General features: G+C 50.4%; 21 protein-coding genes and 1 tRNA gene. 19 read left to right on the forward strand and 3 right to left on the reverse strand.

The window, feature by feature from the left end:
- The first annotated feature begins 123 nt into the window (after nt 1-123).
- The 7 genes from mnmG (at nt 124) to ACI1P1_RS23795 (ending at nt 7,637) form a co-directional block, all read left to right on the forward strand.
- Complete coding sequence (gene mnmG / locus ACI1P1_RS23765) at nt 124-2,019, forward strand: tRNA uridine-5-carboxymethylaminomethyl(34) synthesis enzyme MnmG (protein WP_416218945.1); 1,896 nt, start codon at nt 124-126, stop codon at nt 2,017-2,019.
- Nucleotides 2,016-2,741 (forward strand): 16S rRNA (guanine(527)-N(7))-methyltransferase RsmG, encoded by a 726-nt coding sequence (gene rsmG / locus ACI1P1_RS23770; RefSeq protein ID WP_416218946.1) that lies wholly within the window; start codon nt 2,016-2,018, stop codon nt 2,739-2,741. The genes mnmG and rsmG overlap by 4 nt, the downstream gene beginning before the upstream one ends.
- Before the next feature lie 226 nt (nt 2,742-2,967).
- Nucleotides 2,968-3,783 (forward strand): nucleoid occlusion protein, encoded by an 816-nt coding sequence (noc, locus tag ACI1P1_RS23775; RefSeq protein WP_416218947.1) that lies wholly within the window; start codon nt 2,968-2,970, stop codon nt 3,781-3,783.
- Between the two features lie 445 nt (nt 3,784-4,228).
- On the forward strand, nt 4,229-4,990 hold the full coding sequence (locus tag ACI1P1_RS23780; protein WP_416218948.1) for a ParA family protein: 762 nt from the start codon (nt 4,229-4,231) through the stop codon (nt 4,988-4,990).
- Nucleotides 4,983-5,843: a ParB/RepB/Spo0J family partition protein gene (locus tag ACI1P1_RS23785; RefSeq protein WP_416218949.1), complete on the forward strand. Its 861-nt coding sequence runs from the start codon at nt 4,983-4,985 to the stop codon at nt 5,841-5,843. The genes ACI1P1_RS23780 and ACI1P1_RS23785 overlap by 8 nt, the downstream gene beginning before the upstream one ends.
- A gap of 94 nt (nt 5,844-5,937) precedes the next feature.
- A complete protein-coding gene (locus ACI1P1_RS23790) occupies nt 5,938-7,113 on the forward strand; it encodes an aminotransferase class V-fold PLP-dependent enzyme (RefSeq protein ID WP_416218950.1) in 1,176 nt (391 codons plus the stop codon).
- A gap of 11 nt (nt 7,114-7,124) precedes the next feature.
- Complete coding sequence (locus ACI1P1_RS23795) at nt 7,125-7,637, forward strand: DUF4446 family protein (protein WP_416218951.1); 513 nt, start codon at nt 7,125-7,127, stop codon at nt 7,635-7,637.
- Here ACI1P1_RS23795 and yyaC read toward each other — a convergent pair.
- Nucleotides 7,579-8,217, reverse strand: a complete 639-nt coding sequence (gene yyaC, locus ACI1P1_RS23800; protein WP_416218952.1) for a spore protease YyaC — start codon at nt 8,215-8,217, stop codon at nt 7,579-7,581. The genes ACI1P1_RS23795 and yyaC overlap by 59 nt on opposite strands.
- Nucleotides 8,218-8,420: 203 nt before the next feature.
- Between yyaC and ACI1P1_RS23805 the strand changes: the two genes are divergently transcribed.
- Genes ACI1P1_RS23805 through ACI1P1_RS23815 form a run of 3 tightly spaced genes read left to right on the forward strand, consistent with a single transcriptional unit; the run spans nt 8,421 to nt 9,827 of the window.
- Nucleotides 8,421-8,672, forward strand: coding sequence for a putative Se/S carrier protein (locus tag ACI1P1_RS23805; RefSeq protein ID WP_416218953.1), 252 nt, complete (start codon nt 8,421-8,423; stop codon nt 8,670-8,672).
- A gap of 14 nt (nt 8,673-8,686) precedes the next feature.
- Nucleotides 8,687-9,559: a mechanosensitive ion channel family protein gene (locus ACI1P1_RS23810; protein ID WP_416218954.1), complete on the forward strand. Its 873-nt coding sequence runs from the start codon at nt 8,687-8,689 to the stop codon at nt 9,557-9,559.
- A gap of 40 nt (nt 9,560-9,599) precedes the next feature.
- Complete coding sequence (locus ACI1P1_RS23815) at nt 9,600-9,827, forward strand: DUF951 domain-containing protein (RefSeq protein ID WP_416218955.1); 228 nt, start codon at nt 9,600-9,602, stop codon at nt 9,825-9,827.
- A gap of 86 nt (nt 9,828-9,913) precedes the next feature.
- Here ACI1P1_RS23815 and ACI1P1_RS23820 read toward each other — a convergent pair whose 3' ends face one another.
- On the reverse strand, nt 9,914-10,501 hold the full coding sequence (locus tag ACI1P1_RS23820; protein ID WP_416218956.1) for a LysE family translocator: 588 nt from the start codon (nt 10,499-10,501) through the stop codon (nt 9,914-9,916).
- Nucleotides 10,502-10,636: 135 nt separating this feature from the next.
- Between ACI1P1_RS23820 and ACI1P1_RS23825 the strand changes: the two genes are divergently transcribed.
- The 6 genes from ACI1P1_RS23825 (at nt 10,637) to ACI1P1_RS23850 (ending at nt 13,782) form a co-directional block, all read left to right on the forward strand.
- The gene (locus ACI1P1_RS23825; RefSeq protein ID WP_416218957.1) at nt 10,637-11,515 is read left to right on the forward strand and encodes a LysR family transcriptional regulator; all 879 of its coding nucleotides are present in this window, start codon (nt 10,637-10,639) and stop codon (nt 11,513-11,515) included.
- A gap of 81 nt (nt 11,516-11,596) precedes the next feature.
- Complete coding sequence (locus tag ACI1P1_RS23830; RefSeq protein WP_416218958.1) at nt 11,597-11,989, forward strand: hypothetical protein; 393 nt, start codon at nt 11,597-11,599, stop codon at nt 11,987-11,989.
- Nucleotides 11,990-12,142: 153 nt separating this feature from the next.
- Entirely contained in the window at nt 12,143-13,045 is a 903-nt protein-coding gene (locus ACI1P1_RS23835) for a manganese catalase family protein (protein WP_416218959.1), read from the forward strand.
- A gap of 108 nt (nt 13,046-13,153) precedes the next feature.
- Complete coding sequence (locus tag ACI1P1_RS23840) at nt 13,154-13,336, forward strand: hypothetical protein (protein ID WP_416218960.1); 183 nt, start codon at nt 13,154-13,156, stop codon at nt 13,334-13,336.
- A 37-nt stretch (nt 13,337-13,373) separates the two neighbouring features.
- Nucleotides 13,374-13,622 carry a type II toxin-antitoxin system RelE/ParE family toxin gene (locus ACI1P1_RS23845; RefSeq protein WP_416218961.1) on the forward strand — a complete coding sequence of 83 codons (249 nt, stop codon included), beginning with the start codon at nt 13,374-13,376 and terminating at the stop codon, nt 13,620-13,622.
- A gap of 71 nt (nt 13,623-13,693) precedes the next feature.
- Nucleotides 13,694-13,782 (forward strand) — tRNA-Ser (locus tag ACI1P1_RS23850).
- Nucleotides 13,783-13,840: 58 nt separating this feature from the next.
- Here the strand turns inward: ACI1P1_RS23850 and ACI1P1_RS23855 are convergent.
- Nucleotides 13,841-14,263 (reverse strand): VOC family protein, encoded by a 423-nt coding sequence (locus tag ACI1P1_RS23855; protein WP_416218962.1) that lies wholly within the window; start codon nt 14,261-14,263, stop codon nt 13,841-13,843.
- A gap of 167 nt (nt 14,264-14,430) precedes the next feature.
- Here ACI1P1_RS23855 and ACI1P1_RS23860 point away from each other — a divergent pair, with 167 nt between their 5' ends.
- From ACI1P1_RS23860 to ACI1P1_RS23870, 3 genes are read left to right on the forward strand one after another with little or no spacing between them, the layout of a single operon-like run.
- Nucleotides 14,431-15,387 carry an ABC transporter permease gene (locus tag ACI1P1_RS23860; RefSeq protein ID WP_416219112.1) on the forward strand — a complete coding sequence of 319 codons (957 nt, stop codon included), beginning with the start codon at nt 14,431-14,433 and terminating at the stop codon, nt 15,385-15,387.
- On the forward strand, nt 15,381-16,241 hold the full coding sequence (locus ACI1P1_RS23865; RefSeq protein WP_416218963.1) for a carbohydrate ABC transporter permease: 861 nt from the start codon (nt 15,381-15,383) through the stop codon (nt 16,239-16,241). Before ACI1P1_RS23860 ends, ACI1P1_RS23865 begins: the two co-directional genes overlap by 7 nt.
- A 54-nt stretch (nt 16,242-16,295) precedes the next feature.
- On the forward strand, nt 16,296-17,825 hold the full coding sequence (locus ACI1P1_RS23870; RefSeq protein WP_416218964.1) for an extracellular solute-binding protein: 1,530 nt from the start codon (nt 16,296-16,298) through the stop codon (nt 17,823-17,825).
- Nucleotides 17,826-17,903 lie beyond the last annotated feature (78 nt).

Consider the following 17,903-nt stretch of genomic DNA (forward strand, 5'->3'; position numbering starts at 1 on the left):
CAGATACCGGTATAATAGATTGATGCGAGTGCCTTCTCCGACATTTCGTCGGTTCTACGTGCGATGGGGGAACCGCAGCTATTTCGTTTTTTTGCATGTGATTGGCAATAGGAGGTGTACAAAATGACAGGATATACAGCAGGCGAATATGAAGTTATCGTTGTCGGTGCAGGCCATGCAGGCTGTGAAGCCGCATTGGCTGCTGCCCGTATGGGCTGCCGGACGTTGCTTCTGACTATAAATTTAGATATGGTGGCGTTTATGCCCTGTAACCCGTCCATCGGCGGTCCGGCTAAGGGGCATGTGGTCCGGGAGATTGACGCGCTGGGCGGAGAGATGGGCCGTAATATCGATAAGACTTATATCCAGCTCCGTACGTTGAATACAGGTAAGGGACCGGCCGTTCATGCATTGCGCGCTCAAGCGGATAAGGTGCTGTACCAACGGACCATGAAGGAAACCATTGAGAAGACACCCAACTTGACTATGGTTCAAGGGATGGTGGAGGAGCTTCTGGTAGAGGACGGCGTTTGCCGTGGTGTCGTCACGAAAACCGGTGCGCAGTATTTGTCGAAAACTGTTGTTATCACCACAGGCACCTATCTGCGGGGTAAGGTCATTATCGGGGAGCTGATGTACGAAAGCGGGCCGAATAACCAGCAACCCTCCGTCCGACTGTCGGCTTGTCTGAAGGAGCTGGGTTTCCAGCTTGTCCGTTTCAAAACAGGGACACCGCCGCGGGTGCACGGCAGCACCATAGACTTCTCCAAAACAGAGATTCAGCCGGGGGATGAAAAACCCCGTTTCTTCTCCTTCGAAACAGAGGAGGAGATACCGAACCAGCTTCCTTGTTGGCTGACTTACACATCCGAGGATACCCATCGGATTATTCAGGATAACCTTCACCGGGCGCCTATGTTCTCTGGTGCCATTGAAGGGACTGGGCCCCGGTATTGTCCGTCTATCGAGGACAAAATTGTCCGTTTTGCCGATAAGCCGAAGCATCAGATTTTCCTGGAGCCGGAAGGACGCAATACCTCGGAATACTATGTACAGGGGTTGTCCACCAGTATGCCGGAGGATGTGCAATTGGAGATTTTGCGTTCCATTCCCGGTCTGGAAAAGGTACAGATGATGCGAACCGGTTATGCCATTGAATATGATGCCGTTGTGCCTACACAGCTTAAGCCCAGTCTGGAAACCAAATTGGTGGAAGGATTGTTTACCGCGGGCCAAATTAATGGTACCTCTGGATACGAAGAAGCCGCAGGGCAAGGCATTATGGCTGGAATTAACGCCGCTCGCAAGGTGCAGGGCAAGGATGCGGTGGTATTGGACCGTTCCGAAGCCTACATCGGCGTGCTAATCGACGATCTGGTGACCAAGGGCACTAATGATCCGTACCGGTTGTTGACCTCCCGCGCAGAATATCGTCTGCTGCTCCGCAATGACAATGCGGATCTGCGACTGACTCCCATTGGGTACGAGATTGGTCTGATTTCTCCCGAGCGTTTTGCCCGGTTTGAAGCAAAACGCAGCCAGATTGCTGGTGAGCTTGAGCGTCTTAAAACCACCAGAGTCCGTCCCGAGGAGACAGTCCAACAAGTGTTGGAGGAAGCGGGAACGGTCATTTTGAATAATTCCGTGGACCTGTTGTCACTGCTGCGCCGTCCGGAAATAACGATGGATCATATCGAACGGATTGCTCCGTCACCTGTGCAGCTGCGGGAAGATGTGAAGGAGCAGGTGGAGATTGAGGTGAAATACGCCGGCTACATTGAAAAGCAGCTTCAACAGGTGGACCGGCTGCGTAAGATGGAGCAAAAGCGGATTCCGGAGGATATTGATTATACTCCGATTCACGGATTGGCCAATGAAGCCAAACAGAAGCTGGAGCAGATTCGCCCTATCTCCATTGGGCAGGCTTCACGTATTGCAGGGGTAACCCCTGCGGATATTTCAATTTTGCTGGTTTATCTGGAGCATTATAACCAAGTGCGGGCGGCGAGGCTTTCATGAGTCAGGATATTGTAGTAGAACAATTCAGCGCCCGGGTCAGAGAGCACGGGCTGGAATTAAGCAGCCGCCAGCTGGAGCAATTCGAGATTTACTACCGTGAGCTGGTGGATTGGAACGAGAAGATGAATCTGACTGCCATTACAGAGCGGGAACAGGTTTATCTCAAGCATTTCTATGATTCTTTGACCTTAGCTTTTCATGTGAAGCTGGAGCCGGTGTCAACAATGGCGGATATTGGCGCTGGAGCCGGTTTCCCATCCATTCCGCTTAAAATTGTATTTCCTCACCTGAAGCTGACGATTGTGGATTCCCTAAATAAACGAATCCACTTTCTGAACCATCTCGCCGAGCAGCTTGGTCTTCAGGATGTGAAGGCGATACATGCCAGGGCAGAGGAAGCAGGGCGGAATAAGGACCTGCGGGACCGGTTCGATCTGGTAACCGCAAGAGCGGTAGCCAGGCTGTCCGTGCTTAATGAGCTATGTTTGCCGTTTGTCCGTCCAGGTGGGATTTTCGCAGCCATGAAAAGTGCACAAACCTCCGATGAGCTTCAGGAAGCGAAACGATCCATTGTGCTTCTGAAGGGGGAACTGGAGACAGTGCATACCTTTACTCTTCCGGTAGAGGAAGCAGAGCGGAATATTGTTGTCCTGAAGAAAACGGATGTAACACCTCCTAAATATCCAAGAAAACCGGGAACTCCCGGAAAAGAGCCGCTTTAGTCCCTTTTGCAATGGATCATAATGTTTCACGTGGAACAATAAAGGGAGTCTCATCGGAATGTTGAGACTCCTTGCCTTATGGTCAGTTAATCAATATAACCTGTTCCAAATAGTTGATGGGGAATTTTTCATTATTGCCAATGTCAAGCAGGAATTAGTAGGAAATACGGAGAATGAATATAAGTAGCCAAGTATCTGACGACGAAAATGGGTGAATGAAAAACCTATGAAAGAGCAATTATCCAAATTATTCGGATTGGTGGAAAAGCCCTCCGGCGATGAAGTCAAACAGCTTCCGCTGGACCAGATTGTGCCTAGTCCTTTTCAGCCGCGGACCATTTTTGATGAAGAACGGATCGATGAGCTCTGCCAAACCATCAAGACCCATGGGGTGATTCAGCCCATAGTAGTCCGGGTCCGCGATGGTATTTTTGAGATCATTGCCGGTGAACGCCGGTTCCGTGCTGTCAAAAAGCTCGGTATGGAGAGTATTCCGGCCATTATCCGGGAATTCAATGATTCCCAAGCTGCCTCCATTGCCCTTATTGAGAATTTGCAGCGGGAGGGTCTTACCTCTATAGAAGAGGCGATGGCCTACCAGCAGCTTATTGAGCTGCATCAACTGACTCAAGAAAGTCTGGCCCAACGTCTCGGTAAAAGCCAGTCTACCATTGCCAATAAAATCAGACTGCTTCACCTCAGTGAGCCTGTTAAGCAGGCCTTACTGGACCGGAAAATAACGGAGCGGCATGCAAGAGCATTATTGGCATTGGATACAGAGGAGCTTCAGGTGAAGGTGCTGCAGGATATTCTCGCCAAGGAATTGAATGTGAAGCAAACGGAAGCAAGAGTGCAGTTTCATCTGGAAACCCAAAAGATTAAAAAGTCCAAGCGGGTTTTCTATGGCAAAAGTGTACGTCTGGCCTTGAACACCATCCGCCAATCGGTCAGCATGGTGGCGGATACCGGTATGCAAATTAAGACCGATGAGAAGGATTACGAGGACCATTATGAAATCATTATCCGGATCCCCAAGCAATAATCGCAAATTGTTCCTGTCAACAGCATATGCTGGTGTGCATATATAAAAAACAGAGGTCGGAATAGACGACGGCCTTTGTTTTTTTGTTGCTTCTATTAGCTTGTGGACGATTATTATAGAAATATTCATAGATTTGAAGAGGTTAGCGGAACATTTGTATTAAGATGCGAAGAGGATTGTGCTATACTTAAGTTTGAGTCTTCGAAACCGATTCCATCTTTTTGGGAATGCACAATTTGTCGCAAATCACCAGAGCAGGCAGTGAAAGTTTTGCCAAATGCGAAGCTCATCATCACTTATCCGGCCTACGGCAGGGACCAAGTGATTCGAGTTTTACCTTCCATTTGGCTGCGCCAAATGCGAAGCTCATCATCACTTATCCAGCCTGTGGCAGGGACCAAGTGATTCGAGTAGGGTACTTACTAATAGTTTGAGGTGAATGGGTTTGTCTAAAATAATTGCAGTAACCAACCAGAAGGGCGGAGTGGGGAAAACCACCACATCCGTGAATCTAGGCGCATCCCTGGCAAGCTTAGGGAAAAGGGTGCTCCTGGTGGATATTGACCCACAAGGGAATACCACTAGTGGAATCGGAATAAATAAGGCGGATGTCAGCAACTGCATTTATGATGTGATTATTAACGATGTTCACCCCAAGGATGCTATTGTCCCTACCAATATTGACAACCTGAAGATTATTCCCGCCACGATTCAATTGGCCGGTGCCGAAATTGAGCTGGTGCCTACCATCTCCAGAGAAGTAAGGCTGAAGAAGTCTTTGCAGCTGGTCAAGCATATGTTTGACTATATTCTGATTGATTGTCCGCCATCCTTGGGTATCTTGACCATTAACTCTCTTACAGCCGCGGACTCCGTTATCATTCCGATTCAGTGTGAGTATTACGCCTTGGAGGGATTGAGCCAACTTCTCAATACCGTCCGCCTGGTCCAAAAACATTTGAATACAACGCTCCAAATTGAAGGTGTTCTGCTGACGATGTTTGATGCTAGAACCAATTTGGGGATTCAGGTTATAGAAGAGGTTAAAAAGTATTTTCAGCAAAAGGTTTATCAAACGATTATCCCGCGGAATGTCCGCTTAAGCGAAGCCCCAAGCCATGGGCAATCTATTATTACATATGATCCCCGTTCCAAAGGAGCAGAGGTTTATATGGAGCTTGCAAAGGAAGTGATTATGAGTGAATAAGCGCTTAGGAAGAGGCTTGGATGCTCTTATCCCGTCGTTAAATGTCAGTGAAGATGATAAGGTAATTGAAATCCCAATACAGCAGCTCCGGGCCAACCCGTATCAGCCCCGGAAAACCTTTAATGAAGAAAGTATTCAGGAATTGGCTGCATCGATCAAGGAACATGGGGTTATTCAGCCGATTATTGTCCGCACTGTGCTTAAAGGCTACGAAATCATTGCCGGTGAACGGCGCTTCCGGGCATCCCAGGTATGCGGTCTGACTACTATTCCGGCAGTTGTCCGGAAATTTAGCGATCAACAGGTTATGGAGATTGCTCTGATCGAGAACGTGCAGCGTGAGGACCTGAACGCCATGGAGCAAGCGCTGGCTTATCAGGCACTTATAGATCAATTCAAGCTTACACAAGAAGAGCTTTCTGTGAAGGTTGGAAAAAGCCGTTCGCATATTGCCAACTTCCTGCGGCTTCTGCAGCTCCCTGAAGAGATCAAGCAATATGTTTCACGTGGAACAATTTCTATGGGACATGCAAGGGCAATCGCCGGAGTTAAGGGAGAACCTAAGCAGAAGGAACTGGCTGACACCTGTATCAAGCAGCAGTGGAGTGTGCGTGAGCTGGAGGAAGCCATTCAGCAGCTTGAGGAAACCAAAACCAAGGAAGCAGATAAACCTCTGAAAGCACGGAAGAAGGACCCGTTTATGGATGAGGTAGAGGAGAATCTGCGGAGCATATTCAGAACAGCCGTGAAGATAAAGCCTCAGATGCAGAATAAAGGTAAAATTGAATTCTCCTATTATTCCAAGGATGACTTGGAAAGAATATTGGAACTGCTTCAAGGAAGAATAAGTTAATAGCTTGATCGAGCACCTGAAGCATACCTGAATTCGCCTTGAATCCTGAGTAAAGGCTGGGCCGGGTATGCTTTCGTTATTTTAGGAATAAGATATGAAGTCGCTGGCGAGGGGAGTGGGTGTATTGATCTATTTGGACAATGCTGCAACAAGCTGGCCGAAGCCGCCGCAGGTTACAGAGGCAATGGTGAAGTGTATGCAGGAGTCTGCAGCCAATCCGGGAAGAGGCGGCCATCAAATGGCTGTTCAGGCCAGCCGGATTTTATTCCAGACCCGTGTGCAGCTGGCCAAGCTGTTTCATATCCGCAACGCCAATGACATTGCCTTCGCGGCGAATACGACAGAAGCATTGAATCTGGCTATTAAGGGCTATGTAAAGCCCGGTATGCATGTGATTAGTACCACTGTGGAGCATAACTCAATCCGCCGGCCTTTAGAGTATCTGGTGCGGAAGCTGGGTATAGAGGTGACGTATCTCCAAACAGACCGGGCGGGCAGAATCCGGCTGGAGGAGCTGGAGAAGGAGATTCGTCCCCATACAGGGTTGATTGCGGTCACCCACAGCTCCAACCTTCTGGGTACGATACAGCCGGTTGCTGAAATTGGCTCTATCTGCAAACGCAAAGGGATACGCTTCCTGGTGGATGCCGCTCAGAGCGCCGGAATCCTGCCTGTAGACGTCGAGAATATGAATATTGATCTATTAGCCTTCCCGGGCCACAAGGGGCTTCTGGGGCCACAAGGGACGGGAGGACTATACATTCATCCGGATGTAGAACTGGAGCCTCTGCATCATGGAGGAACCGGCAGTCAATCCGAGGCTGTGGATCAGCCTCAGGTGAGACCGGACAGATATGAATCGGGAACACAGAATACACCAGGCATTGCAGGATTAGGTGAGGGTGTGAAGTTTGTATTGCGTGAAGGGGTAGATGCCATTCATGCCAAGGAAAGCAGGCTTGTCCGGAGGATGATGGAAGGCCTAATGGGAATTGAAGGAGTCGAGCTGCTGGGGCCGGAAATAGGAGAACCTAGAACAGGGATCGTTGCCTTCCGTTTGGCGGATACAGACCCTTCAGAAGTAGCATTTATTCTTGATCAATCCTTTCAAATTGCGGTACGGGCCGGATATCATTGTACCCCGTTAGCCCACCAGTCGGCGGGGACAACAGAAACCGGAGCATTACGTGCAAGTGTGGGATACTTTTCAACGGATGCGGAAGTGGACGCCCTGATCGGCGCTGTAAAGGAAATCAGACAAGGACTATAAGGTGATGCAGCATGGATAATATGATGATGGTAATGATTATGGGGGCAATAGCGGTCGTATTGCTGATTGTGCTGGTGCTGGTTATTGTCGCCTTGGCCAAATTGTCCGGAATGAAAAAGAGGTACAAGAAGCTCATCGGCAACGCCTCAGTGGAAAATGTAGATGAATTGCTGTTGGCAATGCAGGAGTGCATTCAAGCCTTGCGTGAGGAAAACAAACAACAAGCGGATGCGCTTAACGGCATCCGCAGCAGAATGAGAACGATGAAATCCAATGTGGCCATGAAAAGGTACAATGCGTTTTCCCAGCAGGGCAGCGATCTCAGCTTCTCCATCGCCATCACCGACGAAGACCAGAATGGTCTGGTGCTCACAGGGATTCATAACCGGGAGGAATCCTATCTTTACGCCAAGCCGGTTGAGCAGGGAGCATCCAGTTATACGTTGACGCCGGAGGAAAAGGAAATTATCGCTCAAACTGCAGCAAAGATCCAGGCAGCTCGGCGGGAGGGGGCGTCATCATAAGGCGCCTTGTTTGAAGGAAGGCCATATGAATGCCGCGGGAGATTACATCGGCCATATTCATTACCAGAGAAAGACGGGTATTCTGGAGCACCAGATATTCCATAAAACCGCCCACATTGACGATGCCGGTAATATGCATGCAGCCGACGTCAGGCAGTTCCTTTTTGACTCCGGCGCCGGGTTTCAACGGGCCTTGGCTAATTTGAATGCAGCCTACGCTTTGGGTTTGTCCCAAACAAGCGTCCGTGCCGATTATAAAAGGGTCGGAATGGGATTCATGGATACGCTGTAGGGTTTCCTCCAGGTTCATGGCATGAACCGGATTGTCCAGGGTCCCATAAATATGAATACCCGGTATGGCATATTTGCTTAACCTTGTACCAATCAGAGGCCCCAGGGAATCACCGGTGGAGCGGTCTGTTCCGATATTCACCCAGACGATGTCCCGGTAGGGAGGAATTTCGCTGAACAGACCAACAAGATGGGCAGCCATGGAAGCTGCACAATGCCGTTCTGTATGCTGCATTTTGAAGGATAAGGGCTTGTCCGCAGCCGGTTGGCGTTCGGGTAAAAATTTCATAGCATACCTCCTGGGAATAAGGAATGGGCGTGCGGGCGGGACTGTTCGTGGACAATCCGGTTACGCCGGTAAGCTGCCGGACTACAAGCAGAAGATGACAGGACGGGAAGAGGCAACTTTTTACTAGTATACGAATCCTTTAATCTATTTATACACGGATTCGGATAATAAAAAGCAGGCGGATGGTAGAGGAGGAGAGGCAGATGGAAGAACGGCTTCTCATAGCCTTCGATTCCACGCAGCAGGCCTTGCGGGCGGAGATGCTGCTGGAGTATGGGGAAGTGGATATTGATACACGGCCAACGCCCAAGCAAATTACAGCAGGCTGCGCCATGTCTATTGATTTTCCGGGTGAGCAGCTTCCCCAGGTGAAGGACATCATTAAGGCTGAAAAGGTGGAAATAAAGGGGATATATGAACGGGCAGGAGAGACGTATACCCGAATTGAATTGTAGAGAGGAACCTGCATATGAGGATACCGGGATTCATTATGGAAGTGGAGGCTTTGGAGCCCACCATAAGCGCGTTCGGGCAGCTGAAGGACTATTTATCCAACCCTGAGGTCTGGAGCGGCTGGCTGCAGACGACAATTCAGATTCTGCTGGCTCTATTGATCGGAAGAGTAGTGTCGAAGCTGGCGCAGAAGGCGCTGGAGAGGCTGATGGTAGTCCGGGAGAGGGCGCCCTTGCGGCTGGACCAGCGGCGCACCAAAACCATCGGCAAGCTGCTGAACAACATCGTGACGTATACCATTAACTTTATTCTGATTCTGATCATTCTGGGTCAATTCGGCATTAATCTGGCACCGGTGCTGGCCGGGGCAGGCGTGCTGGGGCTTGCCATCGGTTTCGGGGCGCAAAGTCTGGTCAAGGATATTATCACCGGTTTTTTCATCATCTTCGAGGATCAGTTCGGGGTAGGGGATGTGATCCAGACAGGAGCCTTCAAAGGAACGGTGGAGGAGATCGGGCTGCGGGTGACACGGGTTCGCACGGCAACAGGCGAAGTACATATTCTTCCCAACGGGTCGATCCAGCAGGTGACCAATTTCTCCATTTATAATTCGCTGGCCATTGTGGATGTACCCGTGGCGAACGGAGATAATCTGGAGAAGATTATTGCACTTATCAGCAAGGCCGCTGCAGATGCGTATGACAGCATTCCCAATCTGACCAAACCCCCGGAGGTATTGGGTCTGCAAACTCTGGGTGCGGCGGAAAGCGCCATCCGGGTAACGGCGGAATGCAAGCCGAACACACAAGGCTCTGTGGAACGGGATATCAAGCGGATCATCAAGGATCATCTGGACCGGTATAAGGAACAGATGAACGCTGAGGGGTAAGGACGCAGTCTCAAGTAATTCTTTTGACAGAGGTGATAGAATGGAACGGAAGCAATTCCAATTGGGCGATGTTGTGCAGATGAAGAAGGCCCATCCCTGCGGAACCAATGAGATGGAGATCATCCGTATGGGCATGGATATCCGGGTGCGCTGCCTGGGCTGCCAGCACAGTGTGCTGATCCCCCGGGCCAAGTTCGAAAGCAAGATGAAAAAGGTGCTGCGCTCCGCTCCAGATAAAGAAGGAGGAGCGCCGGAACATAACGTTTAAAAGCCACGGGTACCGGTCTGTTAACAGGATGCGAAACCTTCTACATGGCGTAGAAGGTTTTGTTATGTCATCCCCGTACGGCTCGATCAGCTTGTAATGAAAAGATAAATGGCTACCGTAATCAAGGCACCTCCAGCGGAGAGGTTAAAAATGCGGATTCCGTTTTTGACTCTGGCAAGAAATTGCATTTTGGAGCCCAGATAACCCCATGCTGCGAGTGATAAATAGCAGATGATCAAATAGATAGCCACAAACGCCCAAAGCCTTACAGCGGATGTATTGAGGCTGAATGCAGCCGTTCCGGACAAACAGGCAATCCACGCCTTCGGATTCAGCAATTGCATCAAAAATCCGTGGCTGAACGTAGGAGGCCCGTTCTCCCGGGACTCCAGGTCCGGACGGGAGACGATGATTTTGCATCCTATGTAGCACATATAGCCTGTACCTGCAACCCGCAGGAAATCATCAAAAGCAGGAAGCCGTCCCACCCAAGCGGATACACCAAGGCCTACCGCTATCAGAAGAAGGGTAAACCCGACAGTGGCCCCGGTAATGAAGGAAAAAGAACGTTTAAAACCAAAGTTGACAGCACCTGAAAGAATCGTCATATTCACAGGTCCTGGCGAAATGGACATGGATAATGAATATAAGCACATGGCAATCAAAATGGACATTGTGCACCTCCTTTGCAATCATTCTGGATTTACTATAGCCTATCAGGAATTACACCGTCTAATTTCAAGTTCTGATCGAATCCATCGGAAAAACGGAAGGCCGGATGATATGCAACTGTGTGGAGGTGTCGGAAATTGGAGTTGTATCAATTGCAGACCTTTGTGAAAGTAGCATTAACGGGAAACTTGACCGATGCCGCCCTGCAGCTGAATATCAGCCAGCCTGCGGCAAGCGCACATATTAAGGCTTTAGAACAAATAACGGGATTTCCGCTGTTCTACCGGAATTCCAAGGGAATGACGCTGACAGAAAGAGGGACGAAGCTGTTGGAGGAAGCCCAGCAGATTCTGTTCTCCATCGAAGAATTTTATAAGAAGGCCCAGGAGCTCCGGAAGGATTCGGCGGAGACCATCCGGATCGGGTTGAATACAGACGGAAACCTTCTCCAGATGGATAAAATGATCAGGCATATGTCCGAGCGTCTCCCGGCGGTGGAACCGCATTTTGTCAACACCAGGAGTGAGGATTTCCTTCAGGATGTGGCGGCGCTCAAGATCAATGCCGGCTTTTACTACGGGAAAGTGGCGGATTCGCATATCCACTCGGTTAAGCTGCATTCATGCCCGATGGTTGTGGTCTACCCGAACAGCTGGGATGTGCCGGACCGGGAGCTGACATTGAAGGATTTCGCAGAGAAGTCCTGGATCTGGACCACCCAAGGCTGTCCGTTCCACCAGCAGGCGATGGACTATTTTTTGGAGCGGGATATGGTCCCCAAGACGATTATGTATGTGGACAATGAGACACTGATCGGCAATCTGGTTCAGCAGGAGATGGGCTGTTCCCTGCTTGCGGAGCCGATTGCCATGCAATTTGTGAAGGAGAATAAGCTGAAGGTATGGAAGGGCATCGATCTGTCTGTGGATCTGAGCTTCGGTTACCCCAAAGACCGGAAGCGGGACCCGGTAATGAATGAGATCGTAACCTTGCTGCAAGAAATATGGAAGCCTTGAATTTTCTGCCGCTTTTTGGTTTGAACGTCCCTCCTCTACGATTAATAGAATGGTACAGGATAAAGAGGAGGGGGAGATGGCATGAAGAAAAAATGGATGGGTCTTGTTGGGATTATCATATTGGTAACCGCTGGAGTCATGTATCTGGTGTTTATCAACCCGCCTGGAGATATAAATATTGAAGGACGCTGGCAGCTGGCAGCGGGTCCGGAGGAATGTTATGCCGGGGTTCATTTCATGCGGGGGGTTACCCCTCAAAAAGGCGGTGCTTCCCTGAAGGAGGTTAGGGGGAATGTTACCCAAATGTCCTATGGCACGTATGAAAAGAAAATGAACCGTCTAACGGTTAGCCTGAATAATCCGCCTGCTCCGCCGTTTGACCTTCAGATGAAGGAGGAAGGGGAACGTCTGGAATTGGATTATGCCAGAGCCGGCAAGCAACTGGGCTGTGTATACAAGCCGGAGAAAAAATGAGCGAATGGGATGAGAGGGCCTTCCACACTTTGGTGTGGAGGGCTTTTTTTGTGCTAACTTATCTCGGCAATACGGCGTTTCGCAAGTGGGGGTTGCGTTTAAAGAAATAAGGTAATCCTAAGCATCAGAAGAATCATAAGGAGGAAGGACAATATGTTTAAGCGCATGGATGAGATCATGATTGAGATTCCCCAGCTCGAAAAACCCGATCCGAATGCCGCGGCAGCCGTTCAGGAGCTGTTGGGCGGGAAGTTCGGGGAGATGTCAACCTTAAACAACTATCTCTTTCAATCCTTTAACTTCCGGTCGAAGAAAAAGCTGAAGCCCTTCTATGATCTTGTGATGAGCATTACGGCGGAGGAGCTGGGCCATGTGGAGCTGGTATCCCACGCTATCAATAACTGCCTAAGAGGCTCCACCGAATACAAAGAGCCGGAATTAAGACCGCTCCAGGCTGTGAAGGATGCAAGGCTGTCCTATCATTTCCTGGCGGGAGCGCAGGGAGCCATGCCGTTCGATTCCATGGGCAATCCGTGGACAGGAGCAAATGTGTTCAACAGCGGCAATCTGGTGGAGGATCTTCTGCACAACTTCTTCCTGGAATGCGGGGCCCGGACCCACAAAATGAAGGTATACGAAATGACGGATAACCCGGCTGCCCGGGAAGTGGTGGGATTCCTCCTGGTGCGGGGAGGCGTTCACGTGGTGGCTTATGCCAAGGCCATTGAAATTGCCACCGGTGTGAATGTAACCAAATTGGTACCGATCCCGTCCTTAAGCAACAAGTCGTTTAACGAAGCGCGGAAGTACGAGGAAAAAGGCGTGCATACGAAGCTGTATACGTGGAGTGAAAGTGACTTTAGCGGCATTGAGCAAATCTGGAAGGGAACCCACCCGGAAGATGGCCTGCCACTGGAGGTAATCCAGGGGGCGCCTAAGGGTGTGCCAATTCCGGAGGCTCCTTCCTTGGAGGAAGAGTTTGCACCGGGGATTTCCCCGGAGGATTTCAAGGAAATCGCCAAACGCCTGAAGATGGCCGGCAATATCAACGAATAGATTCGTTAAAACCTTCTGCACTGCGGTGTAGGAGGTTTTTTAGACGAAAGGAAAGCGGCTAGATCTCTTGAACCTTAAATTATGTTATAATCATTTTGAGGTGATGACATGCTCAAGGATGATGTTAAACAAATTATCGATAATCTGCCGGATGATTGCTCTCTGGAAGATATTCAATATACGCTGTACGTACGAAAGAAAATCCAGCAAGGCCAGGATGACATGGCCGAAGGCCGTATTGTGACTCAAGAAGAAATGGAGAAACGTATGTCCAAATGGCTAAATCAATAATCTGGACGGAGTCTGCCAGTCAGGACCTTGAACGGCAGTGGATTATATTTATTTGGATTCGCCAAGTTATGCTTTTTCGTTTCTTTCCGATGTGATGGAGAGGGTTAGAACACTGGATGTTTTTCCATATAGAGGTCGGCTTGTGCCGGAGATCAATGTTGAGGATGTCCGGGAGGTATTTATTCATCGATACCGGCTTGTATACCAAGTAGAAGAAAGCCGGATCATTATCTTAACCTTTGTTCATGGGGCAATGAATTGGAGCGGGCAAAATTTGCTCAAATAAACCCTCTTGCATAGCTGGGTACCCTTATGATAACATAAGGAAGTCCCGCTTTTTTAGGCGGGCCCAACCGTGGAAAGGTACCCAAGAGGCCCAAGGGGGCTGACTCGAAATCAGCTAGGCGGGCAACCGTGCGTGGGTTCGAATCCCACCCTTTCCGCCACCACGATACAATTAGAACACCTGCCATCCTTGCGACGGCAGGTGTTTTTGTGCTGCTGTCATTTCTCCGTTTGCTCCGTCATCAGCCCCCACCGGAAGCCGAACTTGTCCTTCACTGTGCCCATACACGAGCTGTATGTGGTGCTCCGCAGCGGATAGATGACGGTTCCCTCCACCTCCAGAAGGTGAAAGGCATGCTGGACCTCCTCCGCGGTATCGAAGGTAAGGGTTAAGAAATTGGCCGTACCCGGTTGGAAAGGCTGGTCAAACTCATCCGCCATCATAAACCGCTGGTCCCCGATATGTCCTTCTGCATGATAAATGCCATTCCGCTGCTCCTCTGTCATGGTTACATTCCAATCCCGGGCATCCGCGTCCCGGTACCGCAGGAAAAAGGCTGTCTTCAATCCGAATGCCTGTCCGTATAAGGCCATCGCTTCCTCACACTGCCCATGGTAATGCAGAACTGGCGTAACAATCATAAGGGTCACCTTCCAAAGAGGGAATGAACTTCCTTTTATCCACAGTGTACACAAAAAGATAAATCCGTTCTAGTGAAAGGTCAATTTCGTTTCTACCGTGGACCGGAGCTGGGAGATATGATGAATCTATACCCCAACCCAAAGGAAGGTGATGAAGCATGGGCGACATGGCTGCAGCCAGCAAAGGCAAAGCCGCTTCCGTCCGCACCTCCCGCGCAGCCAGGCTGATGCGGCAGATGTGGAGTATGAAGGCCCTGTACCTGATGCTGCTCCCGGGCATTGCATATTATGTTATATACAAATATGTCCCGATGTACGGTATTGTCATTGCGTTTAAGGATTACGATATTCTGGAGGGCATATTCGGGAGCCCTTGGGCAGATCCCTGGTACAAGCACTTTCAATATTTCTATGAATCTCCCTATTTTGGCCAATTGCTCAGCAATACGTTTCTGATCAGCATCTACAAAATGATTTGGGGCATGGTCCCCTCCATTGTACTGGCTATTCTGATCCACGAGGGCCGGATTCTATGGCTGAACCGGCTGGTGCAAACCTTGAGCTACATGCCCCATTTCCTGTCGTGGGTCATTATCTACGGCATCGGCATCGCCTTTTTCTCCGAAACCTCCGGTCTGATTAACCGTTGGATGACGGAAGCGGGGCACAGCGCCATTCCGTTCCTGACATCCACGGATTTATTCCGGGGTGTGCTGGTAGGAACCGATGTGTGGAAGGATTTAGGGTGGGGGGCCATTGTATACCTGGCGGCCATGTCCTCCATTGATACGACGCTGTATGAAGCCGCCAGAATCGACGGTGCAGGAAGGCTGAGACGGATATGGCATATTACCCTGCCGGGTATCCGCAGTGTGATCGTGCTGCTGCTGATCCTCCGGTTGGGATCGATACTCGATGCGGGCTTTGAGCAAATTTATATCATGTACAATATCCAGGTTTACCCCGTTGCCGATATCATCGATACCTGGGTATACCGGGTCGGCTTGGAGCAGCTGAATTTCAGCCTGGCCACGGCGGTGGGACTGTTCAAGTCCGTGATTGGCCTGACCCTGGTATACTCCTCCAACAGGCTGGCCAGAAGGTGGGGCGGTGGATTATGGTAAATAGAGGGGCAGAGCGTTATTTTGACATCCTGATTTATGCGCTGCTGATCGCGGTGGGGATTGCTTCCGTTTTTCCGCTGATGTATGTGCTGTCCGTATCGTTGACACCTTACAGTGAGGTTACCCGCAATGGCGGATTTGTGGTTATCCCCAAGAAGATTACCTTTGAGGCGTACCGGATGTTGTTCGGAATGGACACCATTCCAAGAGCCTTCGGCGTGACGGTGTTTGTGGCAGCGGTGGGTACCGCCATCAACCTGGCACTCAGTGTGCTGCTGGCCTTTCCGCTTAGCCGGAAAAAGCTGATCGGGCGCGGGCTGTTCATCTTCATGATCGTGTTCACCATGATGTTCGGCGGTGGACTGATTCCCACTTATCTGGTTGTTCGGGGAACAGGGCTGCTGAATACGGTTTGGGCTATGATCATCCCCGGGGCAATCTCCACCTTCAATGTCCTGGTGATCAAAACCTTCTTCGAGAATCTGCCCGAGGAGCTGTATGAATCGGCCAAAATCGATGGGGCAGGAGAAATGACTGTGCTCATGCGTCTGGCCTTGCCCTTGTCCTTGCCGGTGCTGATGACCGTAGGCCTGTTTTATCTGGTGGGGAACTGGAACGCCTTTTTCTCCGCTGTCTTCTATATAACCGACGCCAAGCTGTATCCGCTGCAGGTGATTGTCCGAGGGCTCCTGACCGCAGCCGACCGGCCTGAGGTTAACGTGGATGTTACCGTTCCCAGCACGACGCTGCAGATGGCTTCCGTGATTGCCGCTTGTTTGCCTGTTATCGTGGTGTATCCCTTCGTGCAGAAGCATCTGACCAAGGGAATGCTCATCGGCGCCTTAAAAGGCTGATGCACAACATCGGATTTTAGCTGCACATTATCTATATATAAAGGGGATGTTCACATGCAAACGAAAAAACGGTTTACCCTGTTGGCAGCTGCTTTACTCAGCACCTCACTTCTGGCAACAGCCTGCGGCGGCTCCACGGACAGCAGCTCGGCCCCATCCTCCGGAGCCTCCGGCTCCCCGGCAGCCAATCCTTCCTCCGGCGCAGTTACACCTATCGAAGTGATGATGACAGGGTGGGGAAGTACGCTTCCTTCCAAGGATTTTGTCAAGCCTGAGCTGGATAAGGCCCTGAATACGAATTTGACACTGACCATCACCAACAGCAGCGATGACTTCATCCAGAAGCTTAATCTGCGGGCTGCCGGGGCGGATCTGCCGGATATCATCAAATTTCCGGGTAAAACGGAGTATCTGGAATATGCCAAACGGGGATTGCTGCTGGACCTGACCCCGTATAAGGATAAGCTGGGTGATGTGAAAAATCTGGTAGGGGATCAGGTATTCAGCCGGGCGGAGATCGGCGGCAAGCCGTATGCCATTACCACTACACCAAATATTTATTACGGCGTTCCGTGGGTGCGCAAGGATTGGTTGGATAAGCTGGGCCTTCAGGTTCCGAAGACGCTGGATGAGCTGCTGGAGGTCTCCAAGGCCTTCACTACCCGGGACCCGGACGGGAACGGCAAAAATGATACCTTCGGCATTACCTCCGAGCTCACCGTTCTGGCCAGCCTGGTGATGCCCCTGCATGGTGTGACCGATGGATTCTATATCAAAAACGGCCAGATGGTCCACGGGATCTACCAGCAGGAGATGAAGGACGCCGTTGCGTATATGAAGAAAATGATTGATACCGGCACTATTGACCCGGAGATCGCCAGCAATAAGCTGGCCAACTATAAGGATAAGGCCTTCCAGGGCAAAGCGGGCATTGTGGTGATGGATTGGACCAACATTGTGAAGGACGATGCGCGGAAGGTCTGGAAGGAAGCCAACCCCAATGCGGACTGGGTGATGCTGAGCGAATTGAAGGGGCCAACTGCCGACACCTTGGGCACCAGAGAGAAAGGCGCTACCGGCGGGTATATGGCCATCTCCAAATCGGCGGAAAAGGATAAAGCCAAGCTTGACAAAATTTTTGAGCTATTCAATTATGTATCCAAGGGTGACGGGTTAAATCTGGTGCAGTTCGGGCTGAAGGATGTTCACTTTAAAGTGGAGAATGGCAAAACAGTCCTGACGGACAAAGCCCCGGAAGCTGCCTTTACCTGGCTGTACCAATTGGCCGGCCGTCCGGAAGCTGCTTATCTGAGCACCAAATTCCCGGCGCAGGAGCCGTATATCCAGGCCAATGAAAAGGTGAAGGTCATCGAAACCTATAACAGCTACGTCACCCTGCCGCCTGATTTCAACGCTGCGGATGCCACACGGTTCCGTCAGGAGGAATTGCTCAAATTCTATTATGGCAAGAATAAGCTGGAGGCCTATGACGACTTCCTAAAAAAGCTGGATACCACCTTCCGATTCAAAAGCTTCGTAGATAACGGCTTGAAGGAGCTGAAGGAGCTGGGATTAGCGAAATAAAGAACCGTATTGCGGCGGGGCCCATTCAAGGGGCGCTTCGCCGCAATTTGCGTCTCCGCCGGGAGTACGGGCAGGGGG

The organism is Paenibacillus mesotrionivorans (assembly GCF_046098205.1).
In the GTDB taxonomy this organism is placed as follows: domain Bacteria; phylum Bacillota; class Bacilli; order Paenibacillales; family NBRC-103111; genus Paenibacillus_AR; species Paenibacillus_AR mesotrionivorans.